The following is a 21,189-nucleotide window of genomic DNA, read 5'->3' on the forward strand; positions in this document are numbered from 1 at the left end:
CCCCCCGGCGCGCGGAGGCCGGCGGGCGCCGGGGCCGGTGGCGGAGGGCGGGGTACCTCATGCGCGGGGTCTGCCCGGCGGCTCAGGCCGGGCAGGCCCCGACCACCCGTCAGCTGAGCGCCGACGCGCAGGTGGTGGCGGTGGCGTGGGCCGGGTCGAGGGCGTCGGCCACCTCGTGGAAGGCGATGCGGTCGAACAGCCCGATCGCCACGTGCTCGGACAGGTCAAGCGGGCAGAGGTCCTGCAGCAGGACGTTGTGCACGTCGGAGCCGCTCAGGTACTGACTGCGCCAGGGCGTGGCCACCTCGTCGTACCGGGTGGCGATGACGGTGTAGTGGACTCCGGGCACGGTGTCGCCGCCCGCGTTGAGCCTGGTGAGGAAGGCGGATCCGGCGACCTGGTCGGCGAGTCCGGGCGTCGCCGCGGAGATCAGGTCCGCGGCGCCGGGGAAGTAGGGCAGCAGCTTGGTCAGGCCGCTGAGGGTGGTGCCGTGGTTGTCGGGTGCGAGGCCGACGAGCGCATTGACCTTGCCGGCTCCGCCGAGGAACTTGAGGTAGTAGCGGGGCATCATGCCGCCCTGCGAGTGCCCGACGAGGTCGGCCCGGCCTGCGCCGGTGGCGGCGAGGACCCGGTCGACGTAGTCGGACAGCTGCTGGGCGGACGCGTCGATGGGCCCGAGGCCGTGGAAGAGGGGGACGCCGGGCAACTGGCCGTAGTCGAGGGAGAAGACGCAGTACCCGCGGCTCTTCAGGTACGGCGCGAGGGCCAGCCAGTTGTCGACGGAGTTGCCGAGGGTGCCGTGGACGAGGACGACAGGGCGGGGGTGCGCGGCGGAGGGCTTGCAGGAGAAGTCGTTCCAGCCGCTGGTCGGGGCGTCGTCGGCGGTGGCGGTGGCCGCGGGGACGGTGGCGAGGGCGGCGGCGAGGGCCAGGGCGGCCAGGGGTCTGAGGGCGCGCTTCCAGGGCAGCATCGGGTGATCTCCTTGCGGCTCAAGGGAGTTGTGGGGGACTACGCCCTGTGATCCGGATCACGAGGATGCTGTTCACTCGTCAAGTTACGGACGAGTAGGCGACGTGTGAAGTTACGCGTCAGTAAAAACTTCCGGCTGTTCACCGCACCGTCGCACGCTCTTTGACGAACCCTCACCAGGCGGACTGTTCCGGACCCTACGGCGCGAGACCCGCCAAACCCTCCCGCAACACCCGCACCTCCTCCTCCCCGATGCGTGCGGCCCACACCCGCGCACCGCCCCAACCGGCCCAGCGACGGCGGGAATCGGACGGCCGTCCGGCAGCGCCCCCACGGCCCGGGAGGCTGTGGAACGATGCCGTGATGATCAGGAGTTCGCCCGTGCCTCCCGTCGTTCCCGCGGGCCGGATGGCCCGCGCCGAACAGCCGGTTCTTGACCTTCCCGGCGGCCTGGAGCTGCGTCCGTGGCACCCCGGCGACGCCGGGGTCCTGGTGGCCGCCGCCCGGGATCCGGCGATCGCGCACTGGAACCGGCTGCACGTGGGATCGCCGGAGGAGGGGCGGAAACGGATCGAGCGCATGCACGAGCGCTGGCGGGGCGAGCGGAGCGCGATCTGGGCGATGGCCCGGCCCGGCGGGGGCGAGGCCCTGGGGCTGATCGGCTGGGGTGACATCGACCTCCACAACGGCGACGCCGAGATCGTCTACTGGGTGACGGCCGCGGCGCGTGGCGCCGGGGTCGCCGTCGAGGCCACCCGGCGGGTCGTCCGGTGGGCACTGGACGATCTCGGCCTGCACCGGCTGCGGCTGTGCCACGCGGTGGAGAACGAGGCGTCGTGCCGGGTGGCGGTCAAGGCCGGGTTCTCCTACGAGGGGACCCTGCGCAGCGCGCTGCTGCACGGCGACGGCTGGCACGACGAGCACCTGCACGCCCTGGTCGAGGGCGACCCGGCGGACACCGCCGCCGGGGACGCCGGGGCGTCCGGCCCGGTCTGAGCGACCCGGACGGACGGCGCCGCCGGACGGCAGCGGCGCCGGACCCGGGCGTCAGCCCGCGCTCCCCGGGCTCCGGTGCCAGAGCTTGCGGCCGGTCGTAGGGCCCTCGCCCGCGGGGCGCAGGTCCGCCCACGGGTGCATCTCGTAACCGGTGGACATGCGGATGCGGCGGCCGTCCTCCGTCGCGTCCCGGGGTGCGGCGTCCGTCCGCGCCAGCCGCGCCGCCACCGCGCCGAGCCCGCCCTCGGCGCGCAGCCCGGCCAGTTCGGCGAGGTCCCAGGCGGCGGCGCCCACCACGCTGAGGCTGCGCGGGCCGCGCCGCTGCACCACCCCGCGCACCAGCAGCAGCCAGGAGTGGAAGACGGTGTGGGCGCAGACGTCGTGGGAGTCGTCGAAGAAGGCCAGGTCGACCAGGCCGGTGCCGTCGTCGAGCGTGCTGAAGATGACGCGCTTGCCGGAGCGGATCGGCGGGGTCTGGGTGGCCGCCTTGGCGCCCGCGACGAGCACCGTCTCGCCGTGCCGTGCCTCGCGCAGCCGTCGCGCCGGCACCACGCCGAGCTCGGCGAGGAAGGCGCGGTGGTCGTCCATCAGGTTGCGTGAGGTGTCCATGGACAGCACGCCCAGTTCGGCGCTGAGCCGCTCCGCGTCGGACAGGTCGGGCAGCCCGGCGGGCGCGGTGCTCCGCCCGCCCGCCAGGGGGAGCTGGCCTCCGCCCCCGCCCCGGGCGCCCCGGTGCAGTTCGGTCAGGTGCAGTTGCAGGTCGCGGCGGTTGGCGCCGAACGCGTCCAGCGCGCCCACCTGTGCGAGCCGCCCGGCGACGGGCCGGCTGGGGCGGGCCCGCTCCCAGAAGTCGACCAGGGAGGCGTAGGGCTGCCCGTCCGCGATCCGGGCCGCCTCGGCCCCGCCGATGCCGTGCACGTCTGCGAGGGCCAGCCGCAGCCCCCACTCCCGACTCTCGGACACCAGTTCGATACGATGGATGACGCCCGACCGGTTCACGTCGAGCGGCAGGATCGGCACCCCGCGCCGCCGCGCGTCCGCCAGCAGCAGCCGCTTGGGGTACATGCCCGGGTCGTGGGTGAGCAGCCCCGCGTAGAAGGCGGCCGGATGGTGGGCCTTCAGCCAGGCCGACTGGTACGTCGGCACCGCGAAGGCGACCGCGTGCGCCTTGCAGAAGCCGTAGGAGCCGAACGCCTCGACGATCTCCCAGGTCCGCCGGATCGTCTCGGCGTCGTAGCCGCGCGCCGCCGCGTGCTCGGCGAACCACACCCGGATGCGCCCCTGCGACTCGGCGTCGGACAGCCCGCGCCGCACCCGGTCGGCCTCGTCCCGGCCGCAGCCGGTCATGATGTGCAGGATGTGGATGATCTGCTCGTGGAAGACGACGACCCCGTAGGTCTCCCGCAGCGGCCCGTCCAGGTCCGGGTGGGGGCAGCGCACCGGCGCCCGCCCGTGCCGCGCCTCGATGAACGGCCGCACCATGTCGGCCGCGACCGGCCCGGGCCGGAACAGCGAGATGTCCACGACCAGGTCGTGGAAGTCGGCCGGCTGCAGCCGCCCGACCAGGTCCCGCTGGCCCGGGGACTCGATCTGGAAGCAGCCGAGCGTCTCGGTGGACCGGATGAGCCGGTACGTCTCCGGGTCTCCCGGCGGCAGCCGGTCCAGGTCGATCCGCTCCCCCGTGGTCCGCTCCACCTCGGCGACGGCGTGCGCCATCGCCGACTGCATCCGCACCCCCAGGACGTCCAGCTTCAGCAGCCCGAGGTCCTCCACGTCCTCCTTGTCGAACTGGGACATGGGCAGGCCCTCGCCGCTGGTCGGCACGACCGGGGTGCGCGAGCGCAGGGAGCCGTCGGACAGGAGCACCCCGCAGGGGTGCATGGCGATCCCGCGCGGGAGGGCGTCGAGGGCCTCGACCAGGTCCCAGAGGCGGCCGTGCCGGTCCTGCTCCCCCGCGAGCCCCCTGAGTTCGGGCAGCTCACCGAGGGCCGCACGGGCGTCGCGGGCGCGGATGTGCGGGAAGGACTTGGCGATGCGGTCGATCTCGGCGGGGTCCATGGACAGGGCGGCGCCGACGTCGCGGACGGCGTGGCGGACCCGGTACGTCTCCGGCATGGCGACCGTCGCGACCCGCTCGGTGCCGAACCGGCCGATGATCGCGCGGTACACCTCCAGGCGGCGCGCGGACTCCACGTCGATGTCGATGTCGGGCAGGACCATACGGCGCCTGGACAGGAAGCGCTCCATCAGCAGCCCGTGCTCGACCGGGTCGGCGTGCGCGATGCCGAGGAGGTGGTTGACCAGGGAGCCCGCGCCTGAGCCGCGGGCGGCGACCCGGATGCCCATGCCCCGCACGTCGTCGACGACCTGGGCGACGGTCAGGAAGTAGGAGGCGAAGCCGTGGTGGGCGATGACGTCCAGTTCGTCGTGCATCCGCTCCCAGTAGGAGCGGCGGCCGGCATAGCCGCGCAGCACCATGCCCGCCGCGGCCCGGGAGGCGAGGGCGCGCTGCGCGGTGCGGCGGCCGGCGCCCACGAGGTGCGGCTCGGGGAAGTGGACGGAGCCCATGCCGAGATCGTCCTCGGGGTCGACCCGGCACGCGGCCGCGGTGTCCCGGGTCTGCTCCAGCAGGCGGTGTGCGGCGTCCCGGCGGAATCCGGCGGCCTCGACGATCCGCTCGGCGGTGTGCAGCATGGCGCCGGCGTCCTTCAGCCAGGCCTCACCGGAGTCCAGCGGCCCGGCCGGGTCGATCGGGACCAGCCGGCGGGCGGCGTCGAGGACGTCGGCGACCGGGCCCTGGCCGGGGTCGGCGTACCGGACGGCGTTGCTGAGCACCGGGCGCACGCCCTGCTCGGCGGCGAGGCCGACGGTGCGGGCGGCGAGCCGCAGGGAGCCGGGGCCGGTGCCGGTGCGGCCGTGCCAGACCGCCTCCAGCCGCAGGGCGTCGCCGTACACCTCGCGCCAGGCGGCGAGCAGCGCGACCGCCCGGTCGGGGCGCCCGGCGGCCAGGGCACGGCCCACGTCGGAGTCCGGGCCGAGCAGGACGGTCAGGCCGTCGGCGTGGAGGTCGGGCCGGGGCAGCACCGGGGCGTCCGAGGAGGGCGGACCGGAAAGCACTCCCCGGCCTTCCGTCCCCTCCCGGCCCTCCCGCTCCTCCCGTCCGGTCCCGGCCGGGAGCCGGGTGGCGTGGGCGGCGGTGACCAGGCGGCACAGGTCGGCCCAGCCGCGGGCGCCGTCCCGGGCGAGGAAGGTGACGCGGGCCGCCGACTCGTCGACGAAGGCACCGCCGCGCACGGGCGTCCGGCGCCGCTCCCGGCGCACCGGCGTGTCCGGCCCGCGGGGCCCCGGTCCGGCCACCGCCAGTTCCGCACCGAACAGCGGACGGACACCCGCCGCAGCGCAGGCCTTGGCGAAGCGGACCGTGCCGGCGAGGGTGTCGCGGTCGGTGAGCGCGAGGGCGTCCATGCCCCGTTCGGCGGCGCGCTCGGCCAGCCGCTCCGGATGCGATGCGCCGTAGCGCAGGGAGAACCCGGAGACGGTGCGCAGATGCGTGAAGCCCGGCACCCGCACCTCCCGCGTGTGTGGACCCTCACCGGCCCTCGAACATCAGTTCCTAACTCCCCCACCCCCACCATAGACCAATTTCCGAACATCTGTGCGATACCCGCGACGGCCCGTCCCACCTGCGCACATGCCCCAGCAGTGCGGCCGTCCGGGCATGCGGGAGGCCCCGCCCTCCGCCGGTGCGGGGGACGGGGCCTTCGGGGCCGCCCGGGGTCAGCCGATCTGGGTTCCGGTGGCCGAGAGCGCCTCGGTGACCGGCTGGAAGAAGGTCTCGCCGCCGTTGGTGCAGTCGCCGCTGCCTCCGGAGGTGAGGCCGACCGCGGCGTCGCCGTCGAACAGCGAGCCGCCGCTGTCACCGGGCTCGGCGCACACGTCGGTCTGGATGAGGCCGGTGACCGTGCCCTCCGAGTAGTTCACGGTCGCGTTCAGACCCTTGACCGTGCCGGAGTGCACATGGGTCGTGGAGCCGCTGCGGGTCACCTTCTCGCCGACGGTGGCGTCGGCGGCCTTGGTGATCGCCTGCGTCGAGCCGTTGTACAGGTCCACCGCGCTCGGGTGGTCGGCGGAGCCGGTGTACTTGACCAGCCCGAAGTCGTTGCCCGGGAAGCTGGACTGCGCGTTCGTGCCGATCTGGGTGCCGCTGGAGTCGGACCAGGACGAGATCGCCTGGGTGCAGTGCCCGGCGGTGAGGAAGAACGGCTGGCCGCCCTTGACCACGTTGAAGCCGAGCGAGCAGCGGCCGCCCGACCCCGTGATGGCGTCGCCGCCCGCCACGAAGGGCTTGAACTCACCCTTCGAACGCTTGAGTTCGACCTTGGCGCCGAGCCCCTGCGCGACCTTGGAGAGCTTGCCCCACGCGGCCCTGGAGACGGTGCGGTCCGCGGTGACGACGACCTTGTCGGAGACCGGGTCGGTCGCCCACGAGGTGCCGGGGATGGTCGCGTCCTTCTTCAGCGTGGCGCGCGCCCCGTCCAGCGCCGCGAGCGAGTTCTCGACGACTCTGGCCCTGGCGCCGGCCTGCTGGACGGACTTGGCCGCGGCGGCGTCGAGCACGTTCACCACGAGCTTCTTCGCCCGGGCGTCGTAGTACGTGCCCGCCGCGTCGGAGCCGAGGCGGTCGACCAGCGTGGAGGCGAGCTTTCCGGCCGCCACCGACGACAGGGTCTGCGCCTCGGGGGTCTTCGGCGCCTCGCTCGCGTTCGCAGTCTGGAAGGTGATGCCCGCGGCGACCAGCGCGGCGATGCCCGCTCCGGCCACGGCCACTCGGCGCCTGGATATGCGTCGGTGCTTCAACTCAGTCCTCCTGTGGGGGGATCGGCCCACGGGATTGTGGGGACCCCGGGAGCCGGAAGGCGGTTGGGGGCCCACTATTCCGAGGCCCGCAGGGGGCACACAAGGTCGAGTTCTGGACGGGCGTACGGCAACCGGCGTACGCCCGTTGCGCCTTGACTGTCCGAGGTCGGCGGGGTTCCGTTCGCACCGCAAACACTACGTGCGAGTAACCTATGAGCGGTCTGTGAGGTCTAGTCCTGTCTTGAAACCATCCGTCGAACGATCGGCTCCGGGCCGGATTCCGACGGTGCGGATCCGGCCGCGCACCGGGCACGAGGACGTCCCACACGCCCCCCGCCCGCACAGGTCCCGCATAGGTCCCGCACAGGAGCGAGCCCCCGCACGCCGGTTGCGTGCGGGGGCTCGCCCGGTGCCGTCGGCCGCGGCCGGGCCCAGCCGCGGGATGATCCGGGGTTTCCGTCAGTAGACGTGGACCCCGTAGGCGCTGAGCGCCTCGGTGACGGGCTGGAAGAAGGTCGTGCCGCCGGAGGTGCAGTCGCCGCTGCCGCCGGAGGTCAGACCGTAGGCGGTGGTACCGCCGTACAGCGGGCCGCCGGAGTCGCCGGGCTCGGCGCACACCGTGGTCTGGATCAGGCCGGAGACGATGTCGCCGCCCCCGTAGTTGACCGTCGCGTTGAGCGCGGTGACGCGGCCGCTGTGCGTGCCGGTCGTGGAGCCGCGACGGTAGACGGTGGTGCCGACGGACGGCGTCGCCGCACTGGTGATGTCCTGGCTGCCCACCATGCCCGACTTGGTCACCGAGCTGTTGGTGTAGCGGACGATGCCGTAGTCGTTGCCCGGGAAGGAGGAGCCGGCCGTGGAGCCGAGCGTGGTGGAGTGCGAGGAGTTCGCCCACCACGTGCCGGCGCCGTCGGTGCAGTGACCGGCGGTCAGGAAGTAGTAGTTCCCGCTGGAGTCCTGGACGTTGAAGCCCAGCGAGCAGCGCCAGCTACTCGCATAGATGGCGTCGCCGCCGGAGATCAGCTTGTTGAACCTGCCCGGTGTGTGCTTGATGGTCAGCGCGCCGGAGTTGCCCCCCGCACGCTGCTTGATCTGGGTGATCTCCGCCGGGGTGACCGTATTGTCCACCGTGACGACGACACGGTTGGTCTTGCTGTCGACGGCCCAGGCGGTGCCCGGGATGTCGGCCTTGAGCACCGAGTCGCTCGCCGTGCTGAGCTGAGCGGCACTGAAGGTCGTCGCGTCGGACGCGCTCGCGTTGGGGACCGCGATCGCTGCGGCGGCCACGAGTCCGGAGGCGACGGCGATCAGCCGGGTCCGTCTCGCGATACCGCTGCGCGGGGTGGTGCGCTTGATCCTCACTTGTCGTTCCTCCACAAAGGAAGTCGGGGGCCGGCGTGGGGTCGCAGCCCGTGAGGCGCAGCCAGGGACGGAGTTCGAATTCGGACACGCCGTGACCCTGACAAGCGCTGGGGGGAGTATTCGGCCGAACGACCGGTCGCCGCAAGGGTGCCTTTCGGCCGTGCGACTGTGTGCGGTTCGAGTGGAGTGTGTGCGATCAGGACGATGTGACGCCGGGTCAGGGCATGCGGAGGGCGGTCATCCGAGCGGGGGGCGCTCGCCCTCCGGTATCTGCCGTTCGCCCAGGAACCGGCCTGAGCGGGACCGGCCGGCGGCCGCGGGGGCGCCCGTGCCGGCCGCGGTGCGCACGACACCGTGGCCTCCGGGCGTCCGGCGCGGGAGGTTGTCCGGAATTCGACCGTCCGGATGACCGGCCGGGCCGTGGCCGGCGGCCGGCCGAGGGGCTCCTCCCGGCCACGGAGCAGAGCTCGGCCGGTGGGCGGCGGCCGGACGGTGGAGGGCGGGCGGCCGGGGAAGGGCGGGCGGCGCGAACGGCGCGGGCGCCGCGCCGGAGCGGTGCCCGCGCCACGGCATCCCCTGGTCCGACGCGCCGGTCATGCGAGGACCCTTCCATGCGGGGACGGTTCAGCAAACCGGGCGACACGGGGGCGCAGGCGCCCCGAGGGGCGTGCTCAGCGCACCGCGCTCCCGCCGCAGGGGCCGGGCCCCCTCCCGCACCCGCACGCACCACCCGGCCCACCGGGCCGCCGGCCCACCGGAATCCCCCGGCCGGACGACGACCGGATGGCCCCGGCACAGACGCTCCTGCGCCCCTCCGCCCCCGGCAACCGGCCCCGCCCACCGGCCGCGCATACCGCACCACCCAGCGCTGCACCGCACCGCCCACCGGAGTCACCCGCCGGACCGGACCGCGCCCCCGACGCTCCGTCACACCCCGCAGTCGCAGCACTCGCAGCACTCGCAGCATTCGAAGCACTCGCAGCACTGGCACGCGTCGCAGCAGTCGCCGCAGTCGGCGCCGGAGCACCAGCCCTCGCGCCGCTTCCCCGACCACGGTCCCTCGAACTCGTCGGCGCAGCAGGCCCGGCAGGTGCAGCACAGCCCCACGGCGGCCGCGCACCCCGCCCAGAATCCGCGCCCGGTGGGACGCGGGGGCCCGCCGCCGAGGGGGTTGCCGCCCCCGGCGTGCGGGTGGCGGGGGTCGTGCGGGACTCCCGGACCCTGCGGGGCGTACGGGCCCTGGGGCGGTCCGAAGGAGGCGGCGGGGGTGCCGCCCGCGTCCGGTGCGGCGGCGGGGACGTGCCCGCAGGTCCGGGCACCGAAGGCCCGGTCCACGGAGCGGCGCAGTTCGTGCACGAGCAGCAGGTGGGCGAGCTGCCCGTCCGTGAACTCCGCCTCGCGCAGGGCGAGACGGATGCCGTGCACTGCGTCGTCGGCGAGCCGGCGTGCCTCGGTGAGCGGGGTGCCGGTCGCGGTCAGCGGGTTCCAGGCGCCCGAGGCCGCGTCGGCGGCCCGGTCCTCGACGGCGTCCAGGAGGTGGGCGAGCCGGCCGAAGAGGCGTCCGGCCTCGGCGAGCGGTCCGGCGTTGCCCGGCCGGCCGGCGAGGTGGGCGGTGTGCGCGAACGCGGCGGCGGTGGCGGTCTCGGTGGGCTCGGTGACCGTGAGGATCGGCGTGCCCGGCCCGGCGAGCGCCTCGATCCCGCCCTGCCGGTCCACCGCGTCGACGAGGACGGCGGTGTCGAAGCCGACGGCGGCCCCGGTCCGGGCGCCCGCGCGGTCCCATCCGGCGGCGACGCGGCGGGCGGCGAGCGCCACCGGCCGACGGGCCAGCAGTCCGTCCCCGTCGGCGACATGGTCGCGCACCTTCGCGGCGGCGAGCACGAGCGAGACGGCGGCCGCGAGCCGCGCCCCGTCACCCTGTGCGACCGAGGCGGTGCGCATGCCGCGCAGCGGGCAGGGGCCCGCGGTGCGCCGACCCGCGCCGGTCCGGGCCCGCCCGTCCGGACGTACCTGAGCCTCCGTCAGGACCGAGACGAGCAGCCCGTCGTAGTTCGTGACGATGCGCGCGAGCTGCCCGTGGTCACCCCGCAGGGCCAGGCACAACCCGCACAAGTGGGCCATCCACTGGGCCCCGAGACGCTCACCGAGCCGATGACGGCAGGGCCGGACCACTCCGAACACGACGATCCCCCGTAATGCGTACGACGTTGAGCTGCCGCATCGTATCGGCCCCTTCGTTCACTCGTACGCCCCGTGCGTCACCCATCCGCCGTGGACAATCATATTTCACTCACAGTCAGCAGCCGTGTAGGCCACGACCCTTGGGGCACACGGGCTCTCGACGGATCTGCTGTGCACCAGTACCGTCACAAACCCCCCGCGCGGCGTCTATCCACTTGGCGCGCCGTCCGCATCATGGATGACCATAGGGATGCGGAAAGCATGAAGGACCGCTGTGAGAGGAGGCGTCCATGGGATCGGTACGCAAGGCGAGTGCGTGGCTCGGCCTCGTCGACGACAACGACGACGAGCGCTACTACGACGACGACTACTCCGAGGGCACCGAGTCCGGGGACGCCTGGGTCACCGACCCCCGCGTGAAGGTCGCCTCGGACGTGGCGGAGGAGAAGGGCCGCCGGATCGGCACCGTGACGCCGGACAGCTTCCGGGACGCGCGGGCCGTCGGGGAGATGTTCCGGGAGGGCGTCCCGGTCATCATGAACCTGACGGCGATGGAGGCCGCCGACGCCAAGCGCGTCGTCGACTTCGCCGCCGGGCTCGTGTTCGGTCTGCGCGGCTCCATCGACCGCGTGTCCAACCGGGTGTTCCTGCTCTCCCCCGCCGACACCGAGATCGTCAGCGGCGACCCGGGGACGCACCGCTCGGACGGCTTCTTCAACCAGAGCTGAGGCAGGGCCGGACACCGGCCCTGCCCCACCCGGGGCCCCGACCGGGAGCGCGGGCTCCGGCACGGGTCCCGGCGCGCCTCACCGGAAGGCGTCGAGACCGGTGAGCGCCTTGCCCAGCACCAGCTGGTGCATCTCCACGGTGCCCTCGTAGGTGAGCACCGACTCCAGGTTGGTCGCGTGCCGCATCACCGGGTACTCCAGGGAGATGCCGTTGGCCCCGAGGATCGTGCGCGCCGTGCGGCAGATCTCGATGGCCTCCCGCACGTTGTTGAGCTTGCCGAAGCTGACCTGCTCGGGACGCAGGCGGCCGGCGTCCATGCGGCGGCCGAGATGGTGGGCGAGCAGGATCCCCTTGTGCAGTTCGAGCGCCATGTCGGCGAGCTTGGCCTGGGTGAGCTGGAAGCCGCCGATGGGCCGGCCGAACTGCTCGCGCGAGCGCGCGTAGTCGAGGGCGGCCTCGAAGCTGGAGCGGGCCGCGCCCATCGATCCCCAGACGATCCCGTAGCGGGCGTGCGACAGGCAGCTGAGCGGTCCGCGCAGTCCGGCGCCCTCGGGCAGCACCGCGTCGGCCGGCAGGCGTACGTCGTCCAGGACCAGCTCGCTGGTGACGCTGGCCCGCAGGGACCACTTGTGCCGGATCTCCGGGGCGGAGAAGCCGGGGCTGTCCGTCGGCACCACGAATCCGCGGATGCCGTCCTCGGTCTGCGCCCAGACCACGGCGACGCCCGCGACCGAGCCGTTGGTGATCCACATCTTGCGGCCGTTGAGGATCCAGTCGGCGCCGTCGCGCTTGGCGTGGGTGCGCATGGAGGCGGGGTCGGAGCCGTGGTCCGGTTCGGTGAGGCCGAAGCAGCCGATCACCTCGCCCGCGGCCATGCGGGGCAGCCAGGTCTGCTTCTGCTCCTCGGAACCGAAGCGGTGGACGGCGTACATCGCGAGCGAGCCCTGCACCGAGACCAGCGACCGGATGCCGGAGTCGGCGGCCTCCAGCTCCAGGCAGGCCAGTCCGTACTGGACCGCGGTCGCGCCGGCGCAGCCGTATCCGGTCAGGGACATGCCGAGGGCGCCGAGGGAGCCGAGTTCCCGGGCGAGTTCCCGCACGCCGGGCAGCTCACCGCTCTCGTACCACTCGGCGATGTGCGGCAGCACCCGGTCGGCGGCCCAGGCACGCACGGTGTCGCGGACGGCCAGGTCCTCCGGGTCCAGCAGGTCGTCGACGCCGAGCGGATCGGCGGGGTCGAACGGGGGCAACTTCGCGGACGCGGACATGGGACACCCTCCGACAACTGAAAACTAGCAGCGCTAGTTACGCGACTCCGGCCCGACGTTACGACGCAGTCTCCCGCACGTCCAGCCCGTCCCCCGCGCCGGCGCCCGGCCGAGGCGCGGTGCCGGGAGGGCGGCGGAGGCGGGGTGCCGCCCTGCCGGGTCAGGCCGGGACGGGGGGCCGCTCCGCCTCGCGCTGGACGGGCAGCTCCACCGGCGCCTCCTCCTCGCAGGTCATCACGCGCGGCAGCCGCAGTGCCATCACCGCGCCGAGCAGCAGCAGTCCCGCACTGACCAGCAGGGTCACGTGCAGACCGTGGACGAAGGAGTCGCGGGCCACCCGCCGCAGCACCTCACCGGCCGGGCCGCCGATGCGGTCGGAGACCTCGTACGCCTCGCCCAGTGAGTGCGACGCCTCCCGCGCGGCGCCCGCCGGGACGCCGTGCGCGGCCGCGGGGCCGGGTGCGTAGGCCGCGTTCATCACGGTGCCGAGCAGGGCGATGCCGATGCCCGCCCCGAGCTGGTACGAGGTCTCGCCGATCGCCGCCGCGCCGCCCGCACGCGCCGCCGGGGCCTCGCTCAGCATCGACTCGTACGCCCCGAAGAGCGTCGTCTCCAGGCCGAACCCGAGCAGGACGAAGCCGGCCAGCAGCAGCCGGGCGTCGTCGCGGCCGCCCATCGCCGTGAGCGACAGCACCGCGGCCGCGGTCAGGCAGAACCCGGCGCACACCATGCGCCGCGGGCCGAACCGGCGCAGCATCCGCGCCCCGGCCAGCCCGGCGGCCATCGCCGCGAAGGTCAGCGGGAGCAGCCGCAGCCCGGTCTGCAGCGGGGACAGGCCGAGTACCAGCTGCAGGTACTGGGCCGCGATCAGTTCGAGTCCGACCAGTGCCAGCATGGCGAGCACGATGCACCCCACCGAGGTGCTGAAGGCGGGCCGCGCGAACATCCCGAGATCCACCAGCGGGTGCGGTCGGCGTCGCTGGCGCCTCACGAATGCCGCCAGCAGCACGGCCCCCACCAGCAGCGGCACGAGGGTGAGCGGGCTCAGCGCGTCCTCCCCTCCGCCGAGGCGCTTCACCCCGAGGACCGCACCGAACATCCCGCCCGCCGCCATCAGCGCGCCGGCCACGTCCCAGGGGCCGTCCCGTTCACCGGTCGACTCGGGCAGGAGCAGCCGGCCCACCGGCAGGCTGACCAGCATCAGCGGGATGTTGACGAGGAAGACCGACCCCCACCAGAAGTGCTCCAGCAGGAAGCCGCCGAGCAGCGGGCCGACCGCCGCGCCGACCGCGGCGACCGCGCTCCACACCCCGATGGCCAGCGCACGCTCGCGCCGGTCGGGGAAGACCTGCCGCAGCAGGGACAGGGTCGCGGGCATGATCATGGCGCCGCCGACGCCGAGCAGCCCGCGCGCGAGGATCAGCGTCAGCGGGTTCTGCGCGAGGGCCGCCAGGGCGGACGCGACGCCGAAGAGCCCGTACCCCAGGAGCAGGATCCGCCGGCGGCCCACCCGGTCGCCGAGTGTGCCGAACAGGATCAGCAGGGCGGCGCAGACCAGCGGGTAGGTGTCGACGATCCAGAGGAGCTCGATGGCACCGGGCCGGAGGTCCTCGGTCACGGCGGGCACGGCCACGTGCAGCACCGTGGCGTCGATGGCGACGAGCAGCAGGCTGACGCAGAGGACGACCAGGACGACCCAGCGGTTCGCACCGGCCCCGGCCGTCCGGGGGCTCGGCGCGGCGACGGCCGCGGTCGTCGGGGACATGCACGTACCTCCCGGATGATCCCTCGCGGTCGGCGGGCCTGCGGGACGGGGACCTCCCGCGGCTCGGCCGGAGAGGAGCGGTGGTCTCCGGCCCGCGCAGCGACGTGCGAGTGACTCGCCAGCCTACGCGAGTCCGCCGCACGGCCACGTGTCCCAGCTCTCAGACTCCGCGGCGACCTCGTGTGGCGTGCGCCACGCGCACGCCCCCGCCCCGAGCGCCCGAGGGACGGGGCGGGTCCGCGGACGGCCGATAATCGAGCCCGTGACCGATCTCGAGACGCACGTGGCGCCGCCCCGGCCCGGGGCCCTGCGCCGGGCCGCCCCGGCGCTGCTCGGGTACGCGGCCGCCCGCCTCCTGGGCCTGCTGGTGCTGGCCGTCTGGAGCGCCGCGCGCGGCCGGAGCGCCCACACCCTGCTGACCGCCCGCTGGGACGCGCTCTGGTACGCCCGGATCGCGGGCCTCGGCTACGGCCACGTGGTGCGGCTGCCGAACGGGGACGTCCACTCCGACCTGGCCTTCTTCCCGCTGCTGCCCTGGCTGGAGCGGCTGGTCGCCGCGGTGACCCCGCTGTCGTACGCGGACGCGGGCCTCACGGTCGGCCTGCTCGCCTCGCTCGCCGCGGCCTGGGGCGTCTTCGTGGTCGCGGAACTCGTGCTCGGCCGCCGGGCGGGGATCTGCGCGGTGCTGCTGTGGGGGGTGCTGCCGGTCGCCGTCGTGCAGTCGATGGCGTACAGCGAGTCCCTGTTCACCGCGCTGGCCGCCTGGTCCCTGTACGCGGTGCTGACCGGGCGGTGGGTGACCGCGGGCGCGCTGGCGCTGCTGTCCGGGCTGACCCGGCCGGTGGGGGCCGCCGTCGTGGCCGCGGTCTGGGTGGCGGCCGTCACCTCCTTCGTGCGAAACCGGAGCGCGGGCACGGGGGACGGCGCGCAGAACCTCCGGCGCGCCCTCGGCATGCTGCTGGCCCCTCTCGGCGCCGCCGGGTACGTCCTGTGGGTCGGCCACCGCACCGGCCGCGGCCCGCTCGGCTACCTCGACGTCCAGGCCGGCTGGCGCAACGGCTTCGACGGCGGGTACGCGTTCGCCCGGTTCGTCGCCGCCAGGTTCGCCTCCTTCCCGTCGGCCCTCGCCGGGCTCGGCCTCGTCCTCGGGGTCGCCGCGGTGATCTGGCTGTACGTCACCGGCGCGCGGCAGCGCCAGCCGCTGCCGGTACTGGTGTACTCGGGTGTGGTCACCGCGCTCGCGCTGTGCGCGTCGAGCTACTTCGGCTCCAAGCCGCGCCTGCTGCTGCCCGCGTTCCCGCTGCTCTTCCCTCTCGCCGCGGCCCTCGCGCGGCTGCGCACCTCCCGGGCGGCACTGGTCGTGGGCGGCGCCGCGGCGGTCTCGGCGGTCTACGGGGCCTTCTGGCTGAACGGCTCCGGGCCCCCCTGACCGGAGCGGCCTGCCGGACGGTCGTGCGGGGAAATTCGACCCGAGCGTTCGGTTAACGCATTTATAAGCACCATATAAGCGCCGCCGGAATGATCAGAGGAATTGCAGGCCGCAGACCGCGCCGCAATGCGGAATCCGCACGAATAAAGCCCGGTTGAGAGTAATCCCACATCACATCGTCATCACAAAGCCCTTGATTCGTCAGGGAGCTGAGCACAGTCGCTGTAACGTCGATTAGGTGCGTACCGAACGAGACCTCACCCGCCTGGACCGGGTGTTCGCCAGGCTGGACCGTGAGTCGCAACGGCCGGCGCACATCGACGTGCCGCGGATGAGCCGGCACCGGGTCGTGCTCTTCTCGGCGACCCTGGCGTTCTACCTGTCCATCGTCTGGGCCGTGGTGACCACCTCGTGGCTGATCCGGCTGGACTGGCAGGTCATGTTCTTCCGGCCGTACCAGCAGTGGCCGCAGATCCACGCGTTCCTCGACTACTACGTGGTGCTGGGCCAGCGCGGCCCCACCGCCGTGATGGTCGCCGCGTGGCTGGGCTGGCGCTCCTGGCGGCAGCACACCCTGCGCCCGCTGCTCACGCTCGCCGCGTCCCTGCTCCTGCTGAACATCACGGTCGGCGCCGCGAAGCTCGGCATGGGACGTCTCGGACCGCACTACGCCACCGTCATCGGCTCGAACGAGATGGGCCTGGGCGGCGACATATTTCCCAGCGGGCACACCGCCAACGCGGTGGTGACCTGGGGGATCCTGGCCTACCTGGCCTCCACCCCGCGCGCCCGCCGCTGGCTGTCGGCGCTGTCCGCCGTGACGTCGCTCGGCGTCGGGCTCACCACCGTGTACCTGGGGACGCACTGGCTGAGCGACGTGCTCCTCGGCTGGGCCGCGGGACTGCTGATCATGCTGGCGCTGCCGTGGTTCGAGCCGCTGATCGCCCGGGCCGAACTGTGGCTGCTGGACCGGCGCGACCGGCTGCGCGAGCGCCTCGGCCGCCCAATCCGGGTGCCCGCACCGGCCGCTCCCGTCGGCGCCCCGACGGTTCTCAAGCCCCGCTCCCCCGTCGCCGACGAGTCGGCCCGCGAGACGGTCGGCGCCGGCCGGGTCTCCCGTCCGCCGGCCCACCTCGCGCCCGGCCCGCACACGGCCCGCTCGGAGCGGACCCCGGTCACCCCGGCGGGCAGCCGCCGGCCGCCGCACGCCGACCGGGTGCCGCGCGGCACCGCTCCGGCGGCGCGCCCCCTGGCGGGCGGCTGACCGCGGCTGCCCCGCACCGCGGCCCGGTACGCACCCGGACCCGCACGCGGCGAAGGCCCCGGTTCCCGACGCATCGCGCGTCGGGAACCGGGGCCTTCGCCGTGGCGGCCGGGTTCGGCGGCCGCGGGGATCCGGTCAGCCCTTCCAGGCGCGCCTCACACGGCCGTCCGCCACCTCGAAGTTGAGCCGCCCCACGCGGTACTCCATGGTGATGACCGTGCCGGGCGGCAGCGACCGCACGGCGGACCAGCCGCGCTCGCGGGCGAGCCGCTCGGCCTCCTCGGCCTCGAGACCGACGTATCCGTCCGGACTGTCCTGGGGCTCCGCTGGCGGAGTGGGTATCGGTGCCATGCCGCCACGCTAGGCCATGGCACCGAACTCCCGCCCGCCGTGCGGCCGGCCGCTCCGGGCCCGCCTGTCACACTTCTGTCACAGCACGCCTGCGCGACGGCGGCCCGAACTCCGTCGTGCGCGGGGGCGGTCCGCGCCCCTTCCGCGTCCATTCGAACGCAATTACCTCGGTCCGGGAGCGCCTTCGGAAAAAGAGTCGGCGAAAGGGGCGGGAAGAACCGATCCGGAACCGGTGGGGACCGCATTACTCCGGGCCCGCTCCCCCTTCCCCGCCTCCTTCCCCCGGCCACTCCCGCCCGCCGCCCCCACCCGATCCCGGCGGCGGTCGGCTCACAGGAATTGCACCGCCGCGGCACAGTACGCCGGGGCCCCTCTCACTGCGCCGTGCCCCCGGCCGCCGACCGGGCCACCGCGTCGCCGAGCCGGTCCCGCGCACTGCGGATCGCGTCGACCAGCTCCGGCGGATCCAGCACCTCGAAGGGGAATCCGGTCATCATCACGTGCACGACCATCGCGTCCAGACCGGTGGCGCCGGTGCTCAGGACGCAGGCGTCCGGCCCGTCGGCCCGCAGTGTCCCGGCCGTGGGCGAGATCCGCTCGGCGGCCCGCTCCAGCGGCACCAGCAGCCGGACCACGGCGTGCTGGGCGTACACGCGGGTGGAGACGCCGCGGGAGACGTAGGCGGCGAGGTCGTCGGCGGGCGGGGTGCGCGGGGCGAACCGTGGGCCGTGCGGCGGCCTGGGGGTGATGCGGTCGACGCGGAACGTCCGCCAGTCCTCGCGCTCCCGGTCCCAGGCGACGAGGTACCAGCGGCGCTCGGTGCACACCAGCCGGTGCGGTTCGACGGTGCGGCGGCTCCCGGCGCCGTCGTGGCCGCGGTAGGCGAAGCGAAGGATCTCGGAGTCCCGGCACAGCTGGGCCAGTTCGGTCAGGACGGCCGGGTCGACGGCGGAGGGCCCCGGGCCACGCAGCATCGGCACGGTGACGGCGTTGAGGGCGGCGACCCGGCGCCGCAGCCGGCCGGGCAGCACCTGCTCCAGCTTGGCCAGGGCCCGTACCGAGGTCTCGCCGATGCCCTCGATGCCCTGTCCGGCGGCGGTGCGCAGTCCGACGGCCACCGCCACCGCCTCGTCGTCGTCCAGCAGCAGCGGGGGCAGTTCGGCGCCCGCGCCCAGTTGGTAGCCGCCGCCGGTGCCGGGGCTGGCGTTGACCGGGTAGCCGAGGTCGCGCAGCCGGTCCACGTCGCGGCGCACGGTGCGCGGGGTGACCCCGAGCCGGCGGGCCAGTTCGGCCCCGGACCACTCGCGGTGGGCCTGGAGCAGGGAGAGCAGACGCAGCAGTCGTGCCGAGGTCTCCAGCATGGGGCGAGTCTGCCAGGCCTTGCGGACAGCGGCCGTCCGCAAGGGCGTGCGGGCGGCCGCGGGCGTCACGGTGGACGGGCCCCGTCCGGTCCGTGGACCGGACGGGGCCCCGGGCCCGGGTCGTCACGGGGCGGATCGGAGGACCAGGCGCTGCCCGGGGACGATCAGGTTCGGGTCGGCGCCGACGACGGCCCGGTTGGCGGCGTAGAGCCGGTGCCAGCCGGTCCCGTGCCGGGCGGCGATGGAACTCAGCGTGTCCCCCTCACGGACGGTGTACGTGCCGGAGGCGTCGCGGCCTGTGCGCCCCGCGGTGCCGCCGGGCGTGGACGCCGGCCCGCGGGCCGGGGTGGCCTCCCGGCCGCTGCGTCCGGCCGCCTCGGCGGCGGTGTGCGCGGTGGGGGTCCGGCGCGGCTCGTGGGACGGCCCGGTGCCGTCCGCCGCCGGCTGCGGGGCGCCGCCGGAGGCTCCGGCCCGGGCCGAGCAGACCGGCCAGGCCTGCCAGCCCTGCGCCTGCTGGACCTTGGCGGCGACGGCGATCTGCGCCGACCGGGAGGCCCGGTCTGCGGTGGGCGCGTAGGCCGAGCCGCCGTACGCGCGCCAGGTCGAGGCGGCGAACTGGAGTCCGCCGTAGTAGCCGTTGCCGGTGTTGATGTGCCAGTTTCCGCCGCTCTCGCACTGGGCGATGCGGTCCCACACCCCGCCGTCCGCCGCGTGGGCGTCGCCGGTCGCGGCCAGCAGCCCGAGCGGGGCGAGCAGGGCCGCCCCGGCCAGCGCGGCGGCCGTCCGGTTCCGTCGGGCGGTGCTGTGCGTGGTATCGGCACAATCGGACATGTAGGTCCCTCTCGAACAACCCGGGGTCCCCCCAGGGCGGTGGCGCGCCGTGCCGCGATGACGCGGTCGCCGCGCTCCGCCCCGTCCGCCGGAACAGGAGGCTGTACTGCTGCAGTTGGTGCGGCCGGCGGACGTACCCGAGCGGTGCTCGTTGCACACGGCGAAGGAATGTAGGGAGCAGGGGGAGCCGGTATCAACCAACTCCGTGTCCTTCCAGGCCAGTTGCCCGTTACCTCGGGTATCGTCGATTTTCGGACACCCACTTCATTAGCTGATTTCCCGATATGTCAACCAAGGCCAGGCATGCCCTGTGAGGCACTTCACCCCATCAAGGGCCTTGACCTGGCATGGAGTTGACGATGAGTGCCGGATTCCGCACCCCTCGTGACCGTGCGCGTCGGATGGTTCGATTCCGTTCGCCGAAGGGCGTGACCCCCGCCACAGATCGCCCGTTGTCATCTTCATGAGCCGAGGGCCCACCCGGTTCACGGGCCGGGAGCCACCCGGTCCCGACACGCACCGCATTCCGAGGGAGCCACCCGTGCCGCGCATGCTCGACGTCAGTGACGCCGTTCGCGCCGAGATCGGCGACGAAGAAGCCGACCGGCTGCTCGCCGGAGAGAACGCCCCGGGCAGTTACGACTGCACGTCCTGCCGCACCCCGGGCGACTCCGCGCAGGAGCACACCAGCACCGTCCTGTTCATCGGCGACGAGACCGCCGTCCTCGCCTTCGCCCACGCCGGCTGCCTGCCCTCGCAGGTCGTCCAGGTCACCGAGGAGCAGCTGCAGGGCGCCGTGCGCTCCATCAACGCCGGCTCGCGGACCGCCGAGGCGCAGCCCCCGGCGTCGGTGCCGGAGCAGGCCGTCCTCGGGGTCACCAGCGGACTCGTGCTGATCACCGGGGAGTTGCACCCGGCCCTCGTCGTCGAGCCGACCGGGCCCATCGCGCGCCCGGGCACCACGGGGCCCGGTGACGCGTTCCTCCCGATGCTGGTCGAGCAGGGGTTCCAGCCGGTGCCCGAGATCGCCGCCGTGCCGCCCGTGCTGCACGGCTGGTCCGTGCTGCTGGCGATGGGGCAGCTGCACGCGGTGCTCCAGGCCGGGAGCAACGGCGGCCAGGCGGTGGCCTGGTGGCAGGCGCACCAGCCGCTCCAGGTCACGGACGGCTGGCGGGCCGCGGCCAACAAGCACCAGCAGGTGCTGGTGTTCGCCGCGCCGGTCGGGTCGATCGGGCGGCAGCCCCGCGAGGACCTGCTCCGGGACGCCCTGGACAGGGCGGCGGCCTCCGGCCGGCTGGTGGCGGCGGCGCTGCCGCTCGCGGGGACCTGAGCACCCGCGCGCCGGGGCTGCACCATGTGCAGCCCCGCGCCCCTTTTGGGGTGCTTCGACCCCGCATCCCTTTGCACGCGGGGTCGTTTGGCCCTACGTGCACGCATACGACGTTCCCCGCCGCCAGCCGTACCATCCGATCCCGTCCGCGCGGACCGCACCGGACCCCATCAGCAGCTACTCGGCCACGCCGATCTACGACGCGCTCTACGCCGAGTACGTGAAGTCCTACCGGACCCTGCCGGGCGACCGCAGCGGCGAGGAGGACCTGGTCTTCATCGGGTTCGGGAACCTCCCGTACGGCCAGGGGCACGGCTCGGTCGCGTACGGCGCGCACGGCTACAGCGCCTACGGCGCCGGGGCGTACAGCACGCGGCACGGCACCGGCCAGCAGCAGGCGCAGTGGCAGCGGGTCGGCACGCTCGGGCGGCAGGACTCCGGGACGCAGGTCGTGCCGGCCGCGCTGCCGCCCGGTCGGCAGGGCGGCCGGTGAACC

At 74.2% G+C, this 21,189-nt stretch carries 16 protein-coding genes; 6 read left to right on the forward strand and 10 right to left on the reverse strand.

Annotated elements, in window-relative coordinates:
- Nucleotides 1-109: 109 nt before the first annotated feature.
- The gene (locus P3H78_RS15420; protein WP_276109541.1) at nucleotides 110-970 is read right to left on the reverse strand and encodes an esterase/lipase family protein; all 861 of its coding nucleotides are present in this window, start codon (nucleotides 968-970) and stop codon (nucleotides 110-112) included.
- 362 nt (nucleotides 971-1,332) lie between these two features.
- On the opposite strand from P3H78_RS15420, the gene P3H78_RS15425 reads away from it, so the two are divergent.
- Nucleotides 1,333-1,965 (forward strand): GNAT family N-acetyltransferase, encoded by a 633-nt coding sequence (locus P3H78_RS15425; protein WP_276109542.1) that lies wholly within the window; start codon nucleotides 1,333-1,335, stop codon nucleotides 1,963-1,965.
- A gap of 51 nt (nucleotides 1,966-2,016) precedes the next feature.
- On the opposite strand, the gene P3H78_RS15430 is transcribed toward P3H78_RS15425, so the two are convergent.
- From P3H78_RS15430 to P3H78_RS15445, 4 genes are all read right to left on the reverse strand, one after another.
- Nucleotides 2,017-5,529, reverse strand: a complete 3,513-nt coding sequence (locus P3H78_RS15430; protein ID WP_276109543.1) for a DNA polymerase III subunit alpha — start codon at nucleotides 5,527-5,529, stop codon at nucleotides 2,017-2,019.
- Between the two features lie 213 nt (nucleotides 5,530-5,742).
- Nucleotides 5,743-6,822: a S1 family peptidase gene (locus P3H78_RS15435; RefSeq protein ID WP_276109544.1), complete on the reverse strand. Its 1,080-nt coding sequence runs from the start codon at nucleotides 6,820-6,822 to the stop codon at nucleotides 5,743-5,745.
- Between the two features lie 459 nt (nucleotides 6,823-7,281).
- Entirely contained in the window at nucleotides 7,282-8,184 is a 903-nt protein-coding gene (locus P3H78_RS15440; protein WP_276109545.1) for a S1 family peptidase, read from the reverse strand.
- A 927-nt stretch (nucleotides 8,185-9,111) separates the two neighbouring features.
- Nucleotides 9,112-10,365 carry a DUF5685 family protein gene (locus P3H78_RS15445; RefSeq protein WP_276109546.1) on the reverse strand — a complete coding sequence of 418 codons (1,254 nt, stop codon included), beginning with the start codon at nucleotides 10,363-10,365 and terminating at the stop codon, nucleotides 9,112-9,114.
- A 290-nt stretch (nucleotides 10,366-10,655) separates the two neighbouring features.
- Between P3H78_RS15445 and P3H78_RS15450 the strand changes: the two genes are divergently transcribed.
- Complete coding sequence (locus tag P3H78_RS15450) at nucleotides 10,656-11,093, forward strand: cell division protein SepF (protein WP_276109547.1); 438 nt, start codon at nucleotides 10,656-10,658, stop codon at nucleotides 11,091-11,093.
- A gap of 78 nt (nucleotides 11,094-11,171) precedes the next feature.
- On the opposite strand, the gene P3H78_RS15455 is transcribed toward P3H78_RS15450, so the two are convergent.
- Both P3H78_RS15455 and P3H78_RS15460 read right to left on the reverse strand, forming a co-directional pair.
- Nucleotides 11,172-12,362 carry an acyl-CoA dehydrogenase family protein gene (locus P3H78_RS15455; RefSeq protein ID WP_276109548.1) on the reverse strand — a complete coding sequence of 397 codons (1,191 nt, stop codon included), beginning with the start codon at nucleotides 12,360-12,362 and terminating at the stop codon, nucleotides 11,172-11,174.
- A 160-nt stretch (nucleotides 12,363-12,522) separates the two neighbouring features.
- Nucleotides 12,523-14,127 carry an MFS transporter gene (locus P3H78_RS15460; protein ID WP_276109549.1) on the reverse strand — a complete coding sequence of 535 codons (1,605 nt, stop codon included), beginning with the start codon at nucleotides 14,125-14,127 and terminating at the stop codon, nucleotides 12,523-12,525.
- 262 nt (nucleotides 14,128-14,389) lie between these two features.
- Here P3H78_RS15460 and P3H78_RS15465 point away from each other — a divergent pair, with 262 nt between their 5' ends.
- Nucleotides 14,390-15,556 (forward strand): putative hexosyltransferase, encoded by a 1,167-nt coding sequence (locus P3H78_RS15465; RefSeq protein WP_276109550.1) that lies wholly within the window; start codon nucleotides 14,390-14,392, stop codon nucleotides 15,554-15,556.
- A 238-nt stretch (nucleotides 15,557-15,794) separates the two neighbouring features.
- Nucleotides 15,795-16,820 (forward strand): phosphatase PAP2 family protein, encoded by a 1,026-nt coding sequence (locus tag P3H78_RS15470; protein WP_276109551.1) that lies wholly within the window; start codon nucleotides 15,795-15,797, stop codon nucleotides 16,818-16,820.
- 135 nt (nucleotides 16,821-16,955) lie between these two features.
- Here the strand turns inward: P3H78_RS15470 and P3H78_RS15475 are convergent, their stop codons facing one another.
- From P3H78_RS15475 to P3H78_RS15485, 3 genes are all read right to left on the reverse strand, one after another.
- Nucleotides 16,956-17,171: an I78 family peptidase inhibitor gene (locus P3H78_RS15475; RefSeq protein ID WP_276109552.1), complete on the reverse strand. Its 216-nt coding sequence runs from the start codon at nucleotides 17,169-17,171 to the stop codon at nucleotides 16,956-16,958.
- 374 nt (nucleotides 17,172-17,545) lie between these two features.
- A complete protein-coding gene (locus P3H78_RS15480; RefSeq protein WP_276109553.1) occupies nucleotides 17,546-18,532 on the reverse strand; it encodes a helix-turn-helix transcriptional regulator in 987 nt (328 codons plus the stop codon).
- Nucleotides 18,533-18,655: 123 nt separating this feature from the next.
- Nucleotides 18,656-19,363, reverse strand: coding sequence for a LysM peptidoglycan-binding domain-containing protein (locus P3H78_RS15485; RefSeq protein ID WP_276109554.1), 708 nt, complete (start codon nucleotides 19,361-19,363; stop codon nucleotides 18,656-18,658).
- Between the two features lie 541 nt (nucleotides 19,364-19,904).
- On the opposite strand from P3H78_RS15485, the gene P3H78_RS15490 reads away from it, so the two are divergent.
- A complete protein-coding gene (locus P3H78_RS15490; protein WP_276109555.1) occupies nucleotides 19,905-20,693 on the forward strand; it encodes a DUF8842 C-terminal domain-containing protein in 789 nt (262 codons plus the stop codon).
- 97 nt (nucleotides 20,694-20,790) lie between these two features.
- The gene (locus tag P3H78_RS15495; protein WP_276109556.1) at nucleotides 20,791-21,186 is read left to right on the forward strand and encodes a hypothetical protein; all 396 of its coding nucleotides are present in this window, start codon (nucleotides 20,791-20,793) and stop codon (nucleotides 21,184-21,186) included.
- The last annotated feature ends 3 nt before the right edge of the window (nucleotides 21,187-21,189 follow it).

The sequence above is a fragment of the Streptomyces tropicalis genome (assembly GCF_029269835.1).
GTDB lineage: Bacteria > Actinomycetota > Actinomycetes > Streptomycetales > Streptomycetaceae > Streptomyces > Streptomyces tropicalis.